This is a genomic window from Helicobacter sp. 12S02634-8 (genome assembly GCF_002272865.1).
Taxonomy (GTDB): domain Bacteria; phylum Campylobacterota; class Campylobacteria; order Campylobacterales; family Helicobacteraceae; genus Helicobacter_J.
The window spans coordinates 1-17,653 of sequence record NZ_MLAP01000012.1; the positions used below are offsets into that span (position 1 = coordinate 1).

At 41.7% G+C, this 17,653-nt stretch carries 15 protein-coding genes and 1 pseudogene; 12 read left to right on the forward strand and 4 right to left on the reverse strand.

The window, feature by feature from the left end:
• The 8 genes and pseudogenes from BKH46_RS09525 to BKH46_RS07710 form a co-directional block, all read left to right on the forward strand.
• Positions 1 to 2,606, forward strand: a pseudogene (locus BKH46_RS09525) (hypothetical protein); the annotation flags it as partial.
• A complete protein-coding gene (locus tag BKH46_RS07680) occupies positions 2,603 to 3,475 on the forward strand; it encodes a hypothetical protein (RefSeq protein WP_095226254.1) in 873 nt (290 codons plus the stop codon). The pseudogene BKH46_RS09525 and the gene BKH46_RS07680, both read left to right, overlap by 4 nt.
• A gap of 61 nt (positions 3,476 to 3,536) precedes the next feature.
• Positions 3,537 to 4,439 (forward strand): hypothetical protein, encoded by a 903-nt coding sequence (locus BKH46_RS07685; protein ID WP_095226255.1) that lies wholly within the window; start codon positions 3,537 to 3,539, stop codon positions 4,437 to 4,439.
• A 3-nt stretch (positions 4,440 to 4,442) separates the two neighbouring features.
• Complete coding sequence (locus tag BKH46_RS07690; protein ID WP_095226256.1) at positions 4,443 to 5,930, forward strand: hypothetical protein; 1,488 nt, start codon at positions 4,443 to 4,445, stop codon at positions 5,928 to 5,930.
• 32 nt (positions 5,931 to 5,962) lie between these two features.
• On the forward strand, positions 5,963 to 6,505 hold the full coding sequence (locus BKH46_RS07695) for a hypothetical protein (protein ID WP_095226257.1): 543 nt from the start codon (positions 5,963 to 5,965) through the stop codon (positions 6,503 to 6,505).
• Positions 6,489 to 6,866, forward strand: a complete 378-nt coding sequence (locus BKH46_RS07700; RefSeq protein WP_095226258.1) for a DUF1353 domain-containing protein — start codon at positions 6,489 to 6,491, stop codon at positions 6,864 to 6,866. Before BKH46_RS07695 ends, BKH46_RS07700 begins: the two co-directional genes overlap by 17 nt.
• A 59-nt stretch (positions 6,867 to 6,925) precedes the next feature.
• The gene (locus BKH46_RS07705) at positions 6,926 to 7,108 is read left to right on the forward strand and encodes a hypothetical protein (RefSeq protein ID WP_095226259.1); all 183 of its coding nucleotides are present in this window, start codon (positions 6,926 to 6,928) and stop codon (positions 7,106 to 7,108) included.
• A gap of 67 nt (positions 7,109 to 7,175) precedes the next feature.
• Entirely contained in the window at positions 7,176 to 7,853 is a 678-nt protein-coding gene (locus tag BKH46_RS07710; protein ID WP_095226260.1) for an MFS transporter, read from the forward strand.
• Positions 7,854 to 8,179: 326 nt separating this feature from the next.
• On the opposite strand, the gene ccoS is transcribed toward BKH46_RS07710, so the two are convergent.
• The 3 genes from ccoS to alaS are packed head-to-tail and all read right to left on the reverse strand — an operon-like array spanning position 8,180 to position 12,461.
• Positions 8,180 to 9,349, reverse strand: a complete 1,170-nt coding sequence (gene ccoS / locus BKH46_RS07715; protein WP_095226261.1) for a cbb3-type cytochrome oxidase assembly protein CcoS — start codon at positions 9,347 to 9,349, stop codon at positions 8,180 to 8,182.
• Positions 9,346 to 9,894 carry a septum formation inhibitor Maf gene (gene maf / locus BKH46_RS07720; RefSeq protein ID WP_095226262.1) on the reverse strand — a complete coding sequence of 183 codons (549 nt, stop codon included), beginning with the start codon at positions 9,892 to 9,894 and terminating at the stop codon, positions 9,346 to 9,348. The genes ccoS and maf overlap by 4 nt, the downstream gene beginning before the upstream one ends.
• Complete coding sequence (alaS, locus tag BKH46_RS07725; protein WP_172402597.1) at positions 9,894 to 12,461, reverse strand: alanine--tRNA ligase; 2,568 nt, start codon at positions 12,459 to 12,461, stop codon at positions 9,894 to 9,896. Before alaS ends, maf begins: the two co-directional genes overlap by 1 nt.
• A gap of 160 nt (positions 12,462 to 12,621) precedes the next feature.
• Here alaS and BKH46_RS07730 point away from each other — a divergent pair, with 160 nt between their 5' ends.
• The 3 genes from BKH46_RS07730 to BKH46_RS07740 are packed head-to-tail and all read left to right on the forward strand — an operon-like array spanning position 12,622 to position 15,004.
• Positions 12,622 to 13,788, forward strand: a complete 1,167-nt coding sequence (locus tag BKH46_RS07730) for a class I SAM-dependent methyltransferase (protein ID WP_095226264.1) — start codon at positions 12,622 to 12,624, stop codon at positions 13,786 to 13,788.
• A gap of 9 nt (positions 13,789 to 13,797) precedes the next feature.
• The gene (locus BKH46_RS07735) at positions 13,798 to 14,625 is read left to right on the forward strand and encodes a hypothetical protein (protein WP_095226265.1); all 828 of its coding nucleotides are present in this window, start codon (positions 13,798 to 13,800) and stop codon (positions 14,623 to 14,625) included.
• Entirely contained in the window at positions 14,615 to 15,004 is a 390-nt protein-coding gene (locus BKH46_RS07740) for a hypothetical protein (RefSeq protein WP_095226266.1), read from the forward strand. The genes BKH46_RS07735 and BKH46_RS07740 overlap by 11 nt, the downstream gene beginning before the upstream one ends.
• A 14-nt stretch (positions 15,005 to 15,018) precedes the next feature.
• Here the strand turns inward: BKH46_RS07740 and BKH46_RS07745 are convergent, their stop codons facing one another.
• The gene (locus BKH46_RS07745) at positions 15,019 to 16,218 is read right to left on the reverse strand and encodes a saccharopine dehydrogenase family protein (protein WP_095226267.1); all 1,200 of its coding nucleotides are present in this window, start codon (positions 16,216 to 16,218) and stop codon (positions 15,019 to 15,021) included.
• A gap of 155 nt (positions 16,219 to 16,373) precedes the next feature.
• Between BKH46_RS07745 and gltS the strand changes: the two genes are divergently transcribed.
• Positions 16,374 to 17,603: a sodium/glutamate symporter gene (gene gltS / locus BKH46_RS07750; protein ID WP_095226268.1), complete on the forward strand. Its 1,230-nt coding sequence runs from the start codon at positions 16,374 to 16,376 to the stop codon at positions 17,601 to 17,603.
• Positions 17,604 to 17,653: the final 50 nt, after the last annotated feature.

Below are 17,653 nucleotides of genomic sequence, written 5' to 3' on the forward strand. Positions count from 1 at the left end.
AAGAAGCAGGGGATTTTATCAACGACAACACAGACACAATCTTAAGATACATAGATATGACAATAGAGGCCAGCAAGCACATTGCTTTATTTGCCACAGCTTTTATCTTGGCTAAACCTGCGATATTAGGGGTCAATGCTGCAATGGGTCTAACAAGAGCCTCGATTGCAATGTTTAGCTCAAGCCTAGGTGCAGCGACCATCGCCACCAAGACTTTTGACTTCTCTCTCAAAGCCTTAAAGCTGACTTTAAAGAGCTTTATTGTGCCTGCAGTTTTATTTAGCATTGCAGAGATTTTTTTAGCTTGGAAGACCAATACAGAAGATACCCTCAAAAATCTCAAAAAAATTAGTGATAAAACCCTTGATTCAAGATTGAAAGAAGCCAAAGAGAACTATTTGGAGCAAAAAAGAAAATACGAAGAGCGAGATTATAGTTTCTCAGAGCGCTTTTTCACCGCAGGGGAAAATCCTCTCATCACTGCGCAAAAAGAATACCAGAGGCTTTTGAGTGAGAAAAGGCGTAGGGATAGAGAATTGACAGAGGGAGAGAAAGCAAAAGGTGATCTCATTGCCAAGCCCCAAGAGAGCAAGCTAGACTCTAGTGCTATTTCTAATTTAAACAAAGCCTATTTAGAGCTTTCTCAAGTAGGTATGCGTGCCTATGACAAAGAAGTTCTCTCCATTGCGCTAAAAACCCAATCTTGGATTGAATCAGGCGTAAAGGTCAATGACGCACTGCAAGCTCAAAGCACTCTTTTATCTGAGCTTGATAGCCAATACCAAAACGCCCATTTAAAAAAATATTTTGAGGGCGAATTTGCAATCCAAGAGAAAGCCATCGCTATGATGAAGGAGGGCGTGGCACAAAATATCGCCTTAGAGAATTTGAGATTTGAACAAACCATCACAAACCTAAACCTAGAGCTCGAAGAAATACTCAAAAACGGCGATCTTAGCCTAGAACAAGCTAACAAACTCTATGAATCCCAGACCAAGCTACACGAAAAAAGAATCGCTCATATCAAAGAGCAAGCCATCAAAGAAAGTGCATTTTATGTAGATTTCAATAACAATCTCAACTCTGCACTCAATGAGCAGTTTTTCAACGCCTTGAGCGGGAAATTCACAAGCTTGCAAAACTGGGTGAGTGATATGGGAAGCTCGCTTTCAACTGCACTCACGCAAGCTTTTAGCAGAAGTTTGACACAAGCTGTTTTAAACTCCGCAGTCGGAGAAGCGTTCAAACGCACGATTGCAGGGAGTTTTGATAAAATCTTTGGCGATGGGAGTGTGTTTGAGGGCTATGGGGAGGTGTTTGGAGAGAGTGCGGGTTCTAAGATTGGCGGGGCTTTAGCAGGAGCAGCTGCAGGCATTGTGGCCAGTGGGATTTTTAGCGCAATCTTTGGGGATAGCTCCAATGCAGCAGCTAAAAAAGATATACAAACAGGTGGCATGCTCGGCGCACTTACAGGCGCAGCGATCGGCTCATTTGTGCCTGTGTTAGGGCCTGTGCTTGGAGGGATTATTGGAGGGGTTGGGGGCAGCATATTAGCAGGCTTTAAGACCTATACAGAAAAAAGCTCCAAACAGAGCGTGCAGCTCTGGAGTGATGCGACTAAAGATACGATCAAAGCCAGTGAGCGCACCGATTGGACAGAAACTAAAAAGAACGGCTTTGGCTGGGAGCTTGGCACTAAAAACTGGACGGAATATACGCAGGCTAACACGCAAGCCTTGCGGGCATTGCAAGAGAATTTGAGGAGTTTTAATTATCTGCTCCAAGACTTAGGTGGAGGGATTAAGGATTTAAGCATTGCAGCGGGCAATTATGCTGATTTCTCTGCTTTGAATAATGAGGGAGCAAAGAGTTTTATTGCTGCATTTCTTGGTGACAAAAAGCAATATTATTCGATGAATCATAAGGGCTTTGATGGATTTATGGATGCTTTTTATGATAATCTCAAGGTCACTTCAGGTCGAGTTATGGGGGTGTATGAGGCATTTACAAATGTTCGCTTTGATTATAGCTCAAAGACAAATGCGATTTATAAACTCTGGGCTGATTATGCTGCTTCACTCTCTAAAAACACAGCGCAAACAATGCAAGAGGTGCTAGGGAGCTATGTGAGCTCTGGGCAGAAATTCCAAAGCTGGCTCTTTAGCTTTAAGGGCGATGATACAGCGACCCTTGCTTATCAAAAGCAGCTCAGTGACCAAAATATTGAGCGACTCCAAGAGAGCTTAGGGGTCAAGGGCATTACGATTGATAATTATTTATCTTGGCGAGAAAAGGCCATCAAAGAGAGCTTTGATCCTAACACAATCAATACCATCAATAGCTTAGGAGAAGCACTAAAAAGTGGGGCAGAAGCTTCTAGGAAATATGAAGAAGCCTTAAAAAATGAAAATAAAACCAAGCTCAAAATGATCGACCCGTATTTGAAAAAAACAAGAAGCTTGCAAGATTTGAGCGAGGATAAGAGCGATACAAACGAAAAGCTCTCTCTAGAAAGCCTTAAAACACTCAAAAATCTCCTCTCTACAATGCAAGAAGTCGCCAATGCCCTCTCAAGCCCGATCAAAGCTAGAGGAGCACTGCAATGAAAATCATCAAACGCTCTGAGATCATCATCATCTCTTCAAATCTAAGCGATAACACCCCTATGTATGACCAGACAAAGACTTATGCAAAAGGAGATGTGATTGCAAATGATCATAACCGTTACAAAAGTCTTTTAGACAACAATCAAGAGCCTTTAGACAAAGAGGCGTATTGGGAGAACTTGGGGGCTACAAACGATTATGCTGCGTTTGATTTTTTCTTAAACACACAAGCCCAGAGAGAAGAAAAAATAGAGATTGTCTTGAGTGCTAAGGAAAATAACGCCTTGTATTTAGCTAATCTCTGGGGAGAGCGTATTGAGATTGCAGTCATTGATATCAAGAGCGCAGATGTTTTAGAAAGCACTGAATATAGGCTTTTTGCAGAAGAAATTAGGGATTGGAGGGAATATTTCTTTGGAGATTGGCAAGAAAGGAGGCGTAAAGATGTGTATTTTGAACGCAGCACACTTAACAGAGGAGCCGCTTATAAAATCACACTTTTTGCACCCAATGACATAGCTAAAATCGGGCATATTGTCTGTGGCAAGGCAAGGGAGCTTGGGGTGAGTTTGTATAAAAATTCAGTCTCTGCGATTGATTTTTCAAAGATCCAAACCGATGAGCAAGGTAATACGAGTGTGACTAAAGGCAACTACAAAAAGACTAATTCCTTTGATGTGGCTATCCCCAATAGCCAGCTAGATGTTTGTGTCAATGCTTTTATTGAACTCAGAGGCGAGCCTTGCGTGTTTGTGATCGCTCAAAGCTATAAGAGCCTCATCAATTTTGCCATCTTGAAAAAATGGGAGGTGTTGCTAGAAAAAAAGAATATGGCAATTGCCTCCATTGAACTCGAGGGGCTTGTATGAAAACACCTTTGCAAGGGTCTTTAAAGACCTTTAAAAACAAATTTAAATCCAAGGAGGAAAGATGATAGAAGTTAAAATCAGCCCACTACCCACCCCACCAAGCACACAAGATGCACTCAACTTTGCGCAGAGGGCAGATGCGTTTATGGAGGCTCTGCCAAAGTTTCAAGAAGAGCTCAATGTGTTTGCACAAGAGGGCAATGCCTTAAAAGATGTGCTCCATCAAACAACTCAAAGCTTGATTATAGACTTAAATGATATTAAAAATGCAAGCAAGGAGGAGCTAGATCTCAAGACCCAAAGTGCAAAGACACAGATTGATTCAAAGCTCAAAGATACGATTGAATCCATAGAACAAAAGGTCGGCACAATCAGGCTTGATGAGCTTTTAAATGCTTATGATACAGCCAAAAGTGGCTCAATTGCAGCGATAAAGTCCCAGCAAGAACAAGCCCAAGAGAGCCTAGAAGCCCTCAAACAAGAAAGCCTAGAGAGTTTTCAAACCTCAAAACAAACCATCATCGAATCTATCCTAGCCCAACAAAAAAACCCCAAAGACCTAGAGTGGAAGCTCTTAACACAAATAGAGCTATGGCTAGATCATCATATCAAAGACTATAAAAAAGAGATGGAGGAGAAAGAGAGAATTGGAAAGATCGATTGCTTTTTTCGCTCCAACCTCCCTAGCACGCACACAAAACTCAATCAAACACTCAAAGCTTGTGACTACCCATTGCTATGGTTTTATAGTATCGGGCTCAAGGGCAATGCTGGGGGTGTGGATTTTAGTTTTCCCAAAGAGAGTCTTCAGACGCAAGCAGGGAGCTCTTTGGGTATCCAAGAAGATATGAAGCTGTGTTTAGAGGGTGTTTATGCAGGGTCTAAAAACAACCCCCAACCACAAGCTCAGATCCAAGCATTTGTAGAAAATCTCAAAGCTCACAAAATTCAAAACAAAGGATAAAAAATGACAGAAAACCAATACAATGAACTCAAAAATAAATTTGAAGAGCTCCTTAGCCTTAAAAATTCAAGCCTAGAAGAAAATACTCAAATCTTAGAAGCTTACACCAACGCACTCAAAGGGGATTTACAAGCTTTTATTACTGCGTTTGAAAAATCTCATCACCCAAAGAGTATCCGCCTTTTAAAAAATGTCAATGCCTATCGCTCGATTTTTTATCAAGAAGTCTATAGGGGCATTGATGGCGCGATCCAAACCTATGGTGATATTTTTATCAGTGGGGGCGATCTCAACCGATCAGGCAGCGGCAGAGGGGTTATCACATCAGGCTTTTCACGCCTCCCTATCCCACTTGGAGTTGAGATAGAAGATGTCATCGGAGGGCACGCAAACTTTTATGCTCAAGTCAAAGATTCTGCAAGTATGTATGTATGGGGGAATAACTCCCAAGGCTGCCTAGGACTTGGGCATAACCTCGTTGTGCCTATCCCTAAAGAAGTAAAATTTAGAGCCAAGATTAAAAAAATCGCAAGCAAGAGCTATGCAAGCTCCTATCAGTTTGCCTTAGTGCTTTTAGAAGATGGGAGTGTGTGGGGAGCTGGGAGAAATTCTGAGGGCGAGCTAGGGATTGGAAACACCATCGACTCCAATCGCTTTGTCCAAATCTCTACAATCAGCGATATTGTTGATATTTGGGTGGGTAGTGATTATGTGAGTGGTGCGTTTGCACTCGATCGCACAGGCAAACTTTATGCGTGGGGTTGGAACGGCAATGGTTGTTTGGGGCTTGGACATAGTGATAGTGTGCTAAAACCTACGCTTGTTTCAGGGCTTGAGGGCGTGAGTGGTGTGTATCATTACACCAAAAACGATTCAGGTTGGAGGGGCAATACATTTGTGCAAAAGGGCAAAAGAGAGATTTGGGGTTGTGGCTATAACGGACAACGTCAGCTCAATCAAAGCGATCTCAATGACCGCAATGCATTTATCAAAGTCATCAGCATTTCTGGATCGAGCGATGGAGCTGATATTGTCCAATTCATCGGAGGGACTTGCTATAACACCTGCTTTTTGATTGATAAAGCAGGCGATACTTGGAGCTGGGGATGGGGAGGATACGGCTTTGGGGATAATCGCAGCGGGAATAATCTCAATGATGGCAACAACAAATCCTCCATCAAATTTGCCTATATCCAAACTCAACCCTATAACTATCAAGCCTTTTATGGGAAAGACATTGAGGGCAATTTATGGAGCTTTGGTTATAACAACAACTCTTTGGGCACAGGGCATAATGACAACATCAGGACTTTTGAGAAGATCCAAATCCCTCAAAATATAGAAGATTTTATGCTCGCAAGTGTGTATGAAGCCGAGCGCGCGTTTGTAGCCACTGATGGCAAAAGGCTTTATGCTTGCGGGAGTGCGTATGATGGCAACATTGATTACACAACCAATGTCCCCCAACCTCAAAAAATCACCCAACTTTGAGTCAAAAAATAAAAATAAACAAAGGAGTCAAAATGAAAATCTATTTACTAGAAAATGAAAAGATTACAGAAGTTGTTGGCACATATAAAGTGCTCACCCAAGATACCCTCTTCACTTATGTAGAGAGTGAAACCGAGCTTTCAGAGCCCTTCAAAGAGGGTGCATTGCCCCAAGAATTTTTGCAAACCCAAGCAGATGCGCTCAATGCAGCCAAAGCCCAAAAGACACAAGAGCTCAATGCAGCTTGTGATGCTTCTATCCAAAGCTTTATTTCAGATGCCCTAGGGTCTATGCATATCTATGATGCCAAGCTAGAAGACCAGCTCAATCTCTTAGGGCTTGTGGGCGCAAACATTGATAGCTTTTTTCGTTGTGCGCCACTCACTAACCCCTTAGACAAACAAAACCTCCCCCACACCAAAGCCCAGCTCAAAGCTGTCTATAACGATGCCCTCAAAACCAAAAGCGAGGCAATCTTTAAGTGTGGAGTTTTAAAAGAAAAGGTCAAAAAGGCTTCAAGCAAAGAAGAGGTTTTAAAGATTGTTTGGGAGGAGATAGATGGAACACAGCCTTGATACATCGTTGAAAGCTGAAATTAATTGGAAACACAAAGACAAAATGCTAGTGATTCTCCTAGAGCCGATTGCATACACCACCAAAGCAGGAGAGTACATCCTTATCCCAAAGGGGTTTGAAAGCGATGGGGGCTCGATCCCTAAGATATTTTGGTGGCTGCTCTCGCCATTTGAAAACTACAGCAAGTGCTGCATTTTACACGATTATCTATGCACCCAATTCCACCAAGGAAAGCTCACAAGGAGCTATTGTGATAAAATATTTTTAGAAGCAATGGAGTCTATCAACATCAAAAAAAGCACAAGACTTGCATTGTATTTGGCTGTTCGGCTGTATGCAAAAATCAAAAGATACAAATAAAGGGGAGCGAGTCCAAATATTGAGTTCAGGGCATTGAGTTCAAATATTGAGAGAGGGTAATGCCCTTTGGCTTTATAGAGATGTTAAAACAAGAGAGTGCGGAGATTTTAATAGATGGATCTTGCATATCAAGTGTGTTTGAATTAAGAGCAAGCCCTTGGCTTTATTTTTATTTAATGCCATTTAAAGTTGATTTAAAAGGTGTTTTTAGAGCTTTAAAAGAGGGCTTGAAAGATAGTTAGTTTCAGTTAAGTTTAAGTTATGATTTGCCACATAAAACAGAAGTGAAGCGCGTCACTTTGATTTTAAGTGTCAACTCACTTTGATTTTATATGGCGTTTTATAGAATCCCCTATCTGGAGGGCTAATCGGACTCAAAACAAGCATTTTGATATCTTAGATACTATCAAGACACATTACAAACTGATCTTGTATTTGATTGTTGTGATGGTAGCATTTAACTTTTTGAGCCACGGCTCTGAGGATTTGTATCCGACCTTTTTGCGCGAACAGAAGCATTTTGATGCAAAAACTATTGGAAATATTACGATTTTTTATAATATCGCTGCGATATTTGGGGGCATTTTCTTTGGGAGTCTTTCAGAAAAGATAGGCCGCAAAAAGTCTATTTTGCTAGCTTGTGTTCTTGTGATCCCTGCTACTTATTTTTGGGCATATGGTAATTCTTTGATTGCTTTGAGTATTGGGGCTTGTATCATGCAGTTTATGGTGCAAGGGGCGTGGGGAGTTATCCCGACTTATCTCAATGAAAGAGTCCCATCACATACGCGCTCCACACTCCCTGGGCTTGTCTATCAGCTAGGCAATTTGATTGCTTCGGTCAATGCGCTCATACAGACAAAGACGGCTGAGGCGATGGGTAATAATTATGCGGGCGTGATGTCTGTGATGATTGTGATTGTCGCTATTGTGCTTTTGGTTTTGATACCTTTTGGGAAGGAAACTCGAGGGGCTAGCTTGCATTGATGGCTTTGGTTTTAAGAAAAATAAGAAAATATAATAAGGCAGTGCGTGGGACAATCAGCCCCCGTTTCCACTCTTGTTGCACCATCAACCAAGATAGAGCACTCAAAGAGCCATAGAACACCCAAAGAACCAAAGAGTATTCAAAGAGTATTCAAAGAGTCAAAGAGTAAAAAATCAAAGCAGGGATTTTAGACCAAATAGACCCTTAAAAGCCTAAAACACTCTCAATGCCCCAAACAATTCCCCTCGCTTTGTTCCCCTCGCTTGCTCCCTTTGCTCCCCTATTCGCCCAAAAAAGGCAAGAAGATTTGTAAGATATGGGGAAATTAGGGGGTTTGGATACGCTGCTTGATTTCTTCGATGATGGTATGCCCGTGGTTGAGTGCTGTGGCGATGGACGCACCTGATTTGAAAAGTATATCACCGGCCACAAAAAGGTTTTTTGTGGAGCTTTCAAGCTTATCTGTAGTCACAGGAATATTGTTTGTATCTAGCTCAATGCCACATTTTTTAAGAAAATCTATAGGAGCGACCCCACCGATCGCATAGACAGCTCTATCAAAAACATCACTGCTGCCATCTGTAAAGAGCGCTTTTATCTTGCCATCTTGGTCTTCTAGCCCTTGGATATCGATACCAAATTTTGTCTTGAGCTGACCGCTTGCAATGACTTCTTTGAGATTTTGGGCGTTGGATTCATTGATACGAGTGAATTCAGTGCGCCTGTAGTTGAGCGTAGTGTCTGTGATTGTAGCTAAATAGCACGCATATTCCACCGCAGAATTCCCCCCACCAACTACTAAGATTTTCTCGCCCTCCTTGCAGTCATTGATATTATAGACCACTTTTTTGAGTAGCGAAATGGGGATTTTATAGTCGGGTTTGTTGGGCTGCCCCATTTTGCCTATGGAGATGACAATGTATTTTGCCTGATAGGCTTGGTTGTCTGTAGCCCAAAGATGGAATATATCGCCCTCTTTTTTGATGGATTCGATTTCTGTTTTGAATCGGGTTTGGATATGGTTGTTTTGGAGTATCTCACTGAATAGCTCTAAAGTGCTTTCTTTAGTGCCATCATTGAAAAATATATTGCCATTGAGTTCGACCTTTTGCCCCTTGTAGTCTTTATCGACCCTTTTATTGTCTTTGTAAAATTTTCTGATCGTTGTGGAGTGCTCTTCGCCCTTTTCAAATAAAATAACATCTTTGATACCTGCAATCACACTTTCTGTCGCAGCAGAAATCCCGCCTGGTCCAGCACCGATAATAGCTATGTCATAGATTTTGTTCATTGTTGCTCCTTTGAATATTTTTTGTTTTTTTTCTTGTTTGAACGCCTCATTGAGATCATCAACCCCATCAAACAAGACACCTTGCATCATTTTTGTTTCATCATCAAATTGCCCGTTTTTCAAGCCCCATAAAAAGGCTACAAGCCCTATAAAGCCTATCATAAGAGAAATAATAAGCATGGTAATCAAAACGCTTGTATTCATATTATCTCTAAAAAAGGTAAGATTTTTTCTACAGAGAGTCCCAGAGCTGTGCTTTCAAGCCCGATTTGAGATTTGATATAGCTTTTATGGAAGCCCTCGACCATCACGCCCCCTGCTTTATTGCGCCAATCCCCAGAGAGTAGGTATTGTTCTGTGTCTTTGGGTGCAAAAGTCTTGAGTACATATTTTGTAGCAGCTATATCGATGAACTCTAGCTTTGCAGAACGATAGATGATACAAGTGAGGATTTGTATGTGCTTGCCACTTTGGGCTTTGAGAAATTCTTGGGCTTGGGCTTGAGTGGAGGGCTTGCGCTGCAATGCCCCTGATACATCTACAACCGTATCAGCAGCCAAAATCGGCTCTTGTGTCCCCCATTGCTTCAAGGCTGCTTGAAACTTTCCCATCGCAGCAAGATAGACAAATTCTTTTGGGTCTTGGGTTTGTAGAGAATCTTCATCAAAATCTATGGGCTTTTGGATAAATTGAACACCAAAATCTTTGAGTAACTTTGCACGCACCACAGAACTAGAAGCTAAAATCATCAAAGGGAATCCTGAATCTTTTTGCGTGCAAAATCGAGTGCAAAATCAAGTGCTTGAGGTATATTATCGGGGTTTTTACCCCCAGCAGTAGCAAAATCCTCTCGACCCCCACCCCCACCCTCAAGGATTTTAGCGACACCTTTTATCCAATCATTAGCATTTAAAGGAGCGTTTTTGACCCCACAGGCCAAAGAGATTTTATCGCCATCTTGATGGAGGAGCAAAATAGCGATTTTTTGATATTGATTTTTGGCATTATCGATGATTGCTTTGATGTCGTTTGTATCGATTGTTTGGATAATGAGCTTGATATCTTTGATGGTTTGAGTTTCTTGGAGCGTGTTTGCAGAGGTATTTTTGCTATTTTGGTTTTTGAGTGCTTTGATTTGGTCTTTGAGCTTTGCAATCCCTAGTGGGATATCTTGATTTTTGAGTAGGGCTTTGGTTTGTGAAAGAATATCGAGGGCGTCTTTGCTATATGCATAGCCAGCTTGTCCACATACAGCTTCAATGCGCCTGACCCCACTGCTCACTCCGGATTCTTTTGTGATATAAAAGTTGCCAATAATCCCTGTGCTTGGGACGTGTATGCCTCCACAAAGTTCGCAAGATTCTTTGTCAAAATTAACCACACGCACAATATCGCCATATTTTTCTCCAAAAAGTGCCATTGCTCCTTTTGCCTTAGCTTCAGCAATCGGAAGACACTCAGTTGATGCAGGGATATTTTTGAAAATGATGGCATTGACAGCTTCTTGAATCTCTGTAATTTCTTCAAGGGTCAATGCTTTAGGGTGTGAAAAATCAAAGCGCAAACGCGTAGGCTCTACAAGGCTTCCAGCTTGCGTGATATGTGTGCCAAGTTTTTTTCTCAACACAGCGTGCAGAAGATGTGTCGCACTATGGTGTTTGGCAGTTTCTATGCGATTAAAATGGACAAATATCTCAAGGCTATCCCCTTGTGTGATGGGCTTTAGGGGAGAGATAAGCGAGAGATTGAGTCCGAAGTATTTTTTTGTATCCAAAACATCAGCGACCTTTTCTCCAGCCCGATACAGCTCCCCACTATCCCCGATCGCCCCACCAGATTCAGGATACAAAGGTGTGATATCAAAGATAACAAACCCCTCACTAGAGAGCGTTTTTACTCGTTGATAAGAGCTATCAAGCAAGGCAATGACTTTGCTTGTATAGGTGCTGTGTTCATAGCCATTGAATTGATTTGTGCCAAATTCATTGAGAATCTCTGAAAAATCCCCATTTTTACTCACATCTCCACTCCCTCTCCACGAAGCCTTAGCACGGCTTTTTTGCTCTTGCATACAAGTATGGAATCGCTCTAGGTCGATATCGATTTTTTCATCTTTGAGCATATCTTGGGTGAGATCAAGAGGGAAGCCATAAGTGTCATAGAGTTTAAACGCCACATCTCCGCTAAATGGGGTGTTTGCTGGCAGTGAAGATAGTTCTTTTTTGAAAATCTCCATACCTGCTTCTATGGTTTCAAAAAATCTCGATTCTTCTGCTTGGCATTGCTCAGAAATGATTGACTTTTTTTCTATGAGATAAGGATAGGCATTGCCCATTTGTTCGCAGACTTTTTGTGTGATTTGGTATAAAAAGGGTTGATTGAGTCCTAGTAAATATCCGTGTCTGAGTGCGCGTCTGAGTATCCTGCGAAGCACATAGCCCCTGCCTTCTTTGTCGAAATTGACTCCTTGTGCGAGCAAGAAAGCTACAGATCTGGCGTGATCAGCGATGACACGAAAGCTCGCACCACTTTCATAAACATAGGGTTTATGGGTGAGTGCAGATACTGCTTCTATCAAAGGCATGAAGATAGAAGAATCAAAATTACTTTTTTTGCCCTCAAGGAGTGCTTGCACCCTCTCTAATCCCATACCCGTATCAATGCTAGGCTTTGGCAAGGGTGTTAAAGTGCCATCAGCACTGCGTTCATACTGCATAAACACAAGATTCCATATCTCTAAAAATCTATCACCATCTCCACCAAAGTAGTCTTCTTCAGAGTGGAAATGTGCAGCGCCTTGATCAACGAATATCTCACTGCAAGGCCCGCAAGGCCCTGTATCGCCCATTTGCCAGAAATTATCCTTATCGCCCATTTTTTGAATCCTAGCAGGGTCAATATGCGCACTCCAAAGCGCAAAGGCCTCATCATCTTTTTCATGCACGCTCACATAAAGCACATCTTTTGAAAATCCCAACTCTTGAGTGACAAACTCCCAAGCATAGGCAATCGCTTCTTTTTTGAAATAATCCCCAAAAGAAAAATTCCCCAACATCTCAAAAAGCGTATGGTGTCTGGCTGTATAGCCGACATTTTCTAAGTCATTGTGCTTGCCCCCCGCGCGAATACATAATTGTGCTGAAGTTGCCTTTTTTTGGGCAGGGGCAGGGATTTTGCCTGTAAAAATATCTTTGAACTGCACCATTCCAGCATTGGTAAAAAGCAAGCTAGGATCATCAGGGGTCAAGGGCATACTCGCATAGACTTGATGCCCTTTGGACTTAAAAAAATCAAGGAATTTTGTTCGGATATCCATACTCATTGGCCTTTGCTTTGGGATTTTGAAGCTGTGTGTTGTCGCATTTTATCTAAAATGTTCTTATGAATCTAGCCAAAGACAAGTAAATCTGAATAAATTTAAAATATTTTAAAACCAAAGTGTTATAATTGGAGAAATTTATCAAAAGGGCGTTGGGATGTTTGCAAAATTATTATTAAAACTTGCATTAAAAAAATGGAAAATAGGGGATTATATCGTGAAGTTTTGGGATGGGGATACTTATCAAAATGGCACTGCCACGCCCAAATTCACCATAAAAATCAATCGCCCCTTGAAATGGAGCGATCTCAAAAAAGATATGTCTTTGACTATTGCTGAAGCTTATATGGACGGGGTGATTGATATAGAGGGGTCAATGGATGAGGTCGCTAGAGTGTTGTATCTGCATACTAACTACAAAGACTTGCATAAGCACGATGATGCTAAACCTCTCCAAAGCAGCCTTAAAGAAAAGTCAAATATTTCTAGTCATTATGACTTGGGGAATGATTTTTATTCGATTTGGCTTGATGAAACTTGGAGTTATTCGTGTGCTTATTTCAAGACCCCTCAAGACTCGCTCTATCAAGCACAGATTCAAAAACTCGATCACACACTCAAAAAGCTCGATCTCAAGACTGGCGAAAAGCTTTTGGATATTGGCTGTGGCTGGGGTTGGCTCTCTATAAGGGCTGCGCAGACCTATGGGGTGGAGGTGATGGGGATTACTATCAGCGAAGAGCAGTATAAAGCAGCCACACAAAGAGTCAAAGACGCAGGGCTTACAGATAGAGTGAGTATCAAACTACTCAATTATCAAGACCTCTCTGGGGAGCAATATCAGTTTGATAAGGTCGTGAGTGTGGGTATGTTTGAACATGTAGGGAAGGCAAATATACCTTTATATTTCAAAAAGGTCAAAGAAGTGCTAAAACCGGGGGGAATGTTTTTGCTCCACTCGATCATGTGCTGCTTTGAGGGCGAAACTAATGCTTGGATTGATAAATATATTTTCCCAGGGGGGTATTTGCCCTCTTTGCGGGAGGTGGTGTCGATCATGAGTGAGTCTGATTTCCATCTTTTGATGGCAGAGAGCTTGCGAGTCCATTATGCTAAGACATTAGACACTTGGTATGCAAACTTCAACCACCATTTAGACAAGATTTCTCAGAAATATGACCAGAGATTTATCCGTATGTGGGGGCTTTATCTCGATAGTTGTGCGTCTGCTTTTAGGGTGGGGAGTGTGGATTTGTTCCAATTGCTTTTGACAAATAGCGTGAATAATGACTTGCCCTTGACAAAAGATTATATTTACCGATAAGACCAACAAATGCAAGCAGCAAAAATACTCCAAAATACCTCAAAACAGAGCGTGCAAGAGCCAAAGTTTTCAAAAAAGTTTTTCTCTCAAGAAGAAGATTCGCCCTTTGCGATCACACTCAAAGAAATCCAAGAACTCGATAAGACTAGACCTTTGGGCTTGAGTGGGCATTTGCGTGCAAAAAATGAAGCTGCCACTATCGGGCTTGCTATCGAAACTTGCCTCCCTGCCCTCGATGAACTCATTATCACCGCGCAGCCAAGTTGCGATGATACCTATGAGATTTGTTTGCAAAAGGCTCAAAAATATCCAGATAAAATCAAGCTATTTTATTATACCCCAGAGGTTGTGCCTGTGCCTTACTCGCATTGTGCTAAAAAGGGAGCAGCTATCCAAAATAGCAATCAATTTTCTATCCATAATTTTGCCCATTATAATAACTTTGGTCTTACCAAGATAAGCTATAAATATTATGTCAAAATCGATGCCGACCAGATTTATTTCACACAAAAGTTTCAAGAACTCAAAGAAGCAATTTTGGCCGCAGATAAATACACCAAACCCAAGCGGAGTGTTATCAATAAAATATTAGGCCGCTTGCACCGACCTTTTTATCGTTTTTTATCTTCTTTTCTTTCTATGGAGAGCTTTGTAGCTTGGACAACAAGGATTGAAGGTAGGTGTGCGTATGGACTCTGTGGGATCAATCTTGTTTCTCCCCCCAAGCATAATTTTATGCATAAAACCATAGCTGGGGGGGGGGGACAGATTTTTAAGTGCGATTCAAAAGTATCTCTTACCTCTAAAGCCCATTTACGATGGAGTTGTGCCGCATAATCTTTATAATGGTGGTATCGACACTGCTATATTCTCGCCCAATGCAAGCACTCTATATACATATAACCTCAAAGCCCAAACAGAGGTCTTTTCTTGTGGTGATGTCTTTGCTGTTAGGAGTTTGGGGTGCTTTTGGTTCCATTTGGGTATGGATAAAAGGGGTATTTTGCCCCAAGGGATTTATGGGCAAGATCACATCACTTTAAAAGAATATCTCCATAGCCACAAAAAGGATTTGCACGCAAAGATTAAGCTTGTAGCGATCCATAACTCTGATAAGATACACCATTGGAGTAATTTTTGTTGGCATTTTGATAAAGACAAGCACTATATCAAGGCATTTTTAAGTCAAAATACCCAAATAAGGGATATGACTTAAAATTTTAATTCTTTTTATCTCTCGATAATTTCCCAAGGCAAGCCTTGCTTTTTGAGCTCTTCCATAAAAGGATCGGGGTCGAGTTCTTCCATATTGAATACGCCTGGTCCTGTGGATTTTACTCCCCATTTGTCTTCGCAGATGAGTTTTGCACCAATCATTGCAGGCACGCCTGTGGTATAGCTGATGGCTTGCGCATTGACTTCTTGATAGCATTTTTCGTGGTCGCACACATTATAGATATAAATAGTCTTTTCTTTCCCACCTTTCGTGCCTTGCATATAGCAACCGATATTGGTCTTGCCCTTTGTCCTGCTAGCTAGGCTTGCTGGATCAGGTAGCAAGGTCTTGAGGAATTGGATAGGGACAATTTGTGTGCCGTTATGATCAACGGGGTCAATACGGAGCAAGCCGACATTTTCCAAGCAGCGCATATGGTTAAGGTAGTTTTGTGAAAAAGTCATAAAAAACCGAATGCGTCGCAATCCGCGGATATTTTTTACCAATGATTCGAGCTCTTCGTGGTAGAGTAGGTAAGAATCTTTCTCGCCAATCTCTGGATAAGCCCATACTTGCATGATTTCCATGGGCTTTGTTTCGATCCACTTGCCATTTTCCCAATACCTGCCATTAGAGCTGACTTCTCTGAGATTGATTTCTGGGTTGAAATTTGTCGCAAAGGGGTAGCCGTGATCCCCTGCGTTGCAGTCAAGAATATCAATCGAGTGGATTTCATCAAAATAATGCTTTTGCGCATAAGCACAAAATACATTAGTCACACCCGGGTCAAAGCCCGAACCCAAAAGAGCAAAAATCCCTGCTTCTTTATAGGATTTGTCAAACGCCCATTGCTCTTTGTATTCAAATCGTGCGCTATCGGGGTGTTCATAGTTTGCAGTATCAAGATAGTGTGTCTTAGTCTGGCGGCAAGCTTCCATAATCGTGAGGTCTTGATAAGGCAAAGCGACATTGATAACAACTTTAGGTTTGTATTGATTGATGAGTTTAATGAGTGCTTGGACATCATCAGCATCGACGCTTTCACAGATAATCTCCCCATAACCCCTTGAACGGATACTCTCTGCGATTGCTTGGCATTTTGAGAGTGTTTTGCTTGCCAAAATGATCCGATCAAATGTGCCTGAATTCATCGCAAGTTTATGAGCTACGACGCCTCCAACGCCACCAGCTCCTATCTGTAAAACTGTGTTCATTATCTCTCCTGATTGATTGTTTTTAGAGTGGAATTATAAAACTAAATTATGCTGGGTTGGTAACATATTTGATATTCTCAAGGCATAATTTTACATAGTTTAAGCTAAAGTTCCTTAGAATTCAAGGCTTATTTTTATAAATAGCAAGGAAAAAAATGCAAACAATCAGTTTTAATATTTATGCGACTTTGGTAACTATGGTGGTGGTGCTATTATTGGGGCGTTTGATCATCAAAAAGGTCAAATTTTTGCGTGATTATGATATCCCTGAACCTGTGGTTGGTGGGGTAGTAGCAGCCGTGATTGCGTTGGTTTTTTATCAATTTTTTCACTTTGAGGTGAAATTTGATTCTTCGTTGAAAGACCCCTTGATGTTGGCGTTTTTTACTTCTATTGGTTTGAGTGCAGATTTTACTTCTTTGAGAAAAGGCGGGAAGATGTTGGCCATATTTTTGGTCATTGTCGTGGGGCTTTTGTTTTTGCAAAATATTATTGGGATTACGGTGGCTGAGGCGATGGGGGTCAATCCTTTGATGGGAATGCTTGGAGGGTCTATCACGATGAGTGGAGGGCATGGAACAGGGGCTGCTTGGGCAGAGCTTTTCAAAGCACCACCTTATAATTTCTCTCCTGCGATGGAAGTAGCGATGGCGTGCGCGACCTTTGGACTCATCAGTGGAGGGCTTATCGGGGGGCCTGTAGCGAGATTTTTAATCCGTAGATACAAGCTCAAAACGCCCAACGACCAAGAGAGTGGGGCAAATGACGACCTCCCTCCTGTAGGGTTTGAATCCCCCAAAAAAGAGCGCTTGATTACAGCATCGAGCTTTGTAGAGTCTTTGGCATTGATTGCTGTGGCTTTGCTTTTGGGGACAAGCATTTCAGATTGGGTTAAAAATTATTCTAATTTTACATTGCCTACTTTTGTGTGGTGTCTTTTTGTGGGTGTGATTTTGCGTAATGTGCTTGCAGCACTCAATATCCATAGGGTTTTTGACAGAGAAGTCGCTGTGCTTGGTAATGTGAGCTTGTCTTTGTTTTTGGCCTTTGCTTTGATGACTATCAATCTTTGGGAGCTTGTAGCCCTTGCTTTGCCGATGGTAGTGATTTTGGCAGCACAAGTGGTGGTGATGGTGCTTTATGCGATTTTTGTTACCTTTAGATTTTGCGGGAAAGATTATGATGCAGCTGTTTTTGCAGCAGGGCATTGTGGCTTTGGTCTTGGGGCGACCCCTACGGCTATGGTGAATATGCAGACTGTGACCAATCACTATGGCTATTCACATGTGGCGTTTATCGTTGTGCCTTTGGTGGGAGCGTTTTTTATCGATTTGGTCAATGCTTTAGTGATCAATGGATTTTTGTATCTCCCTTTGTTTTCTTAAAATAGCCAAAAGAAGTGTGATAGGGGAGGTGTGTGGCTTTAGGTTTTAGA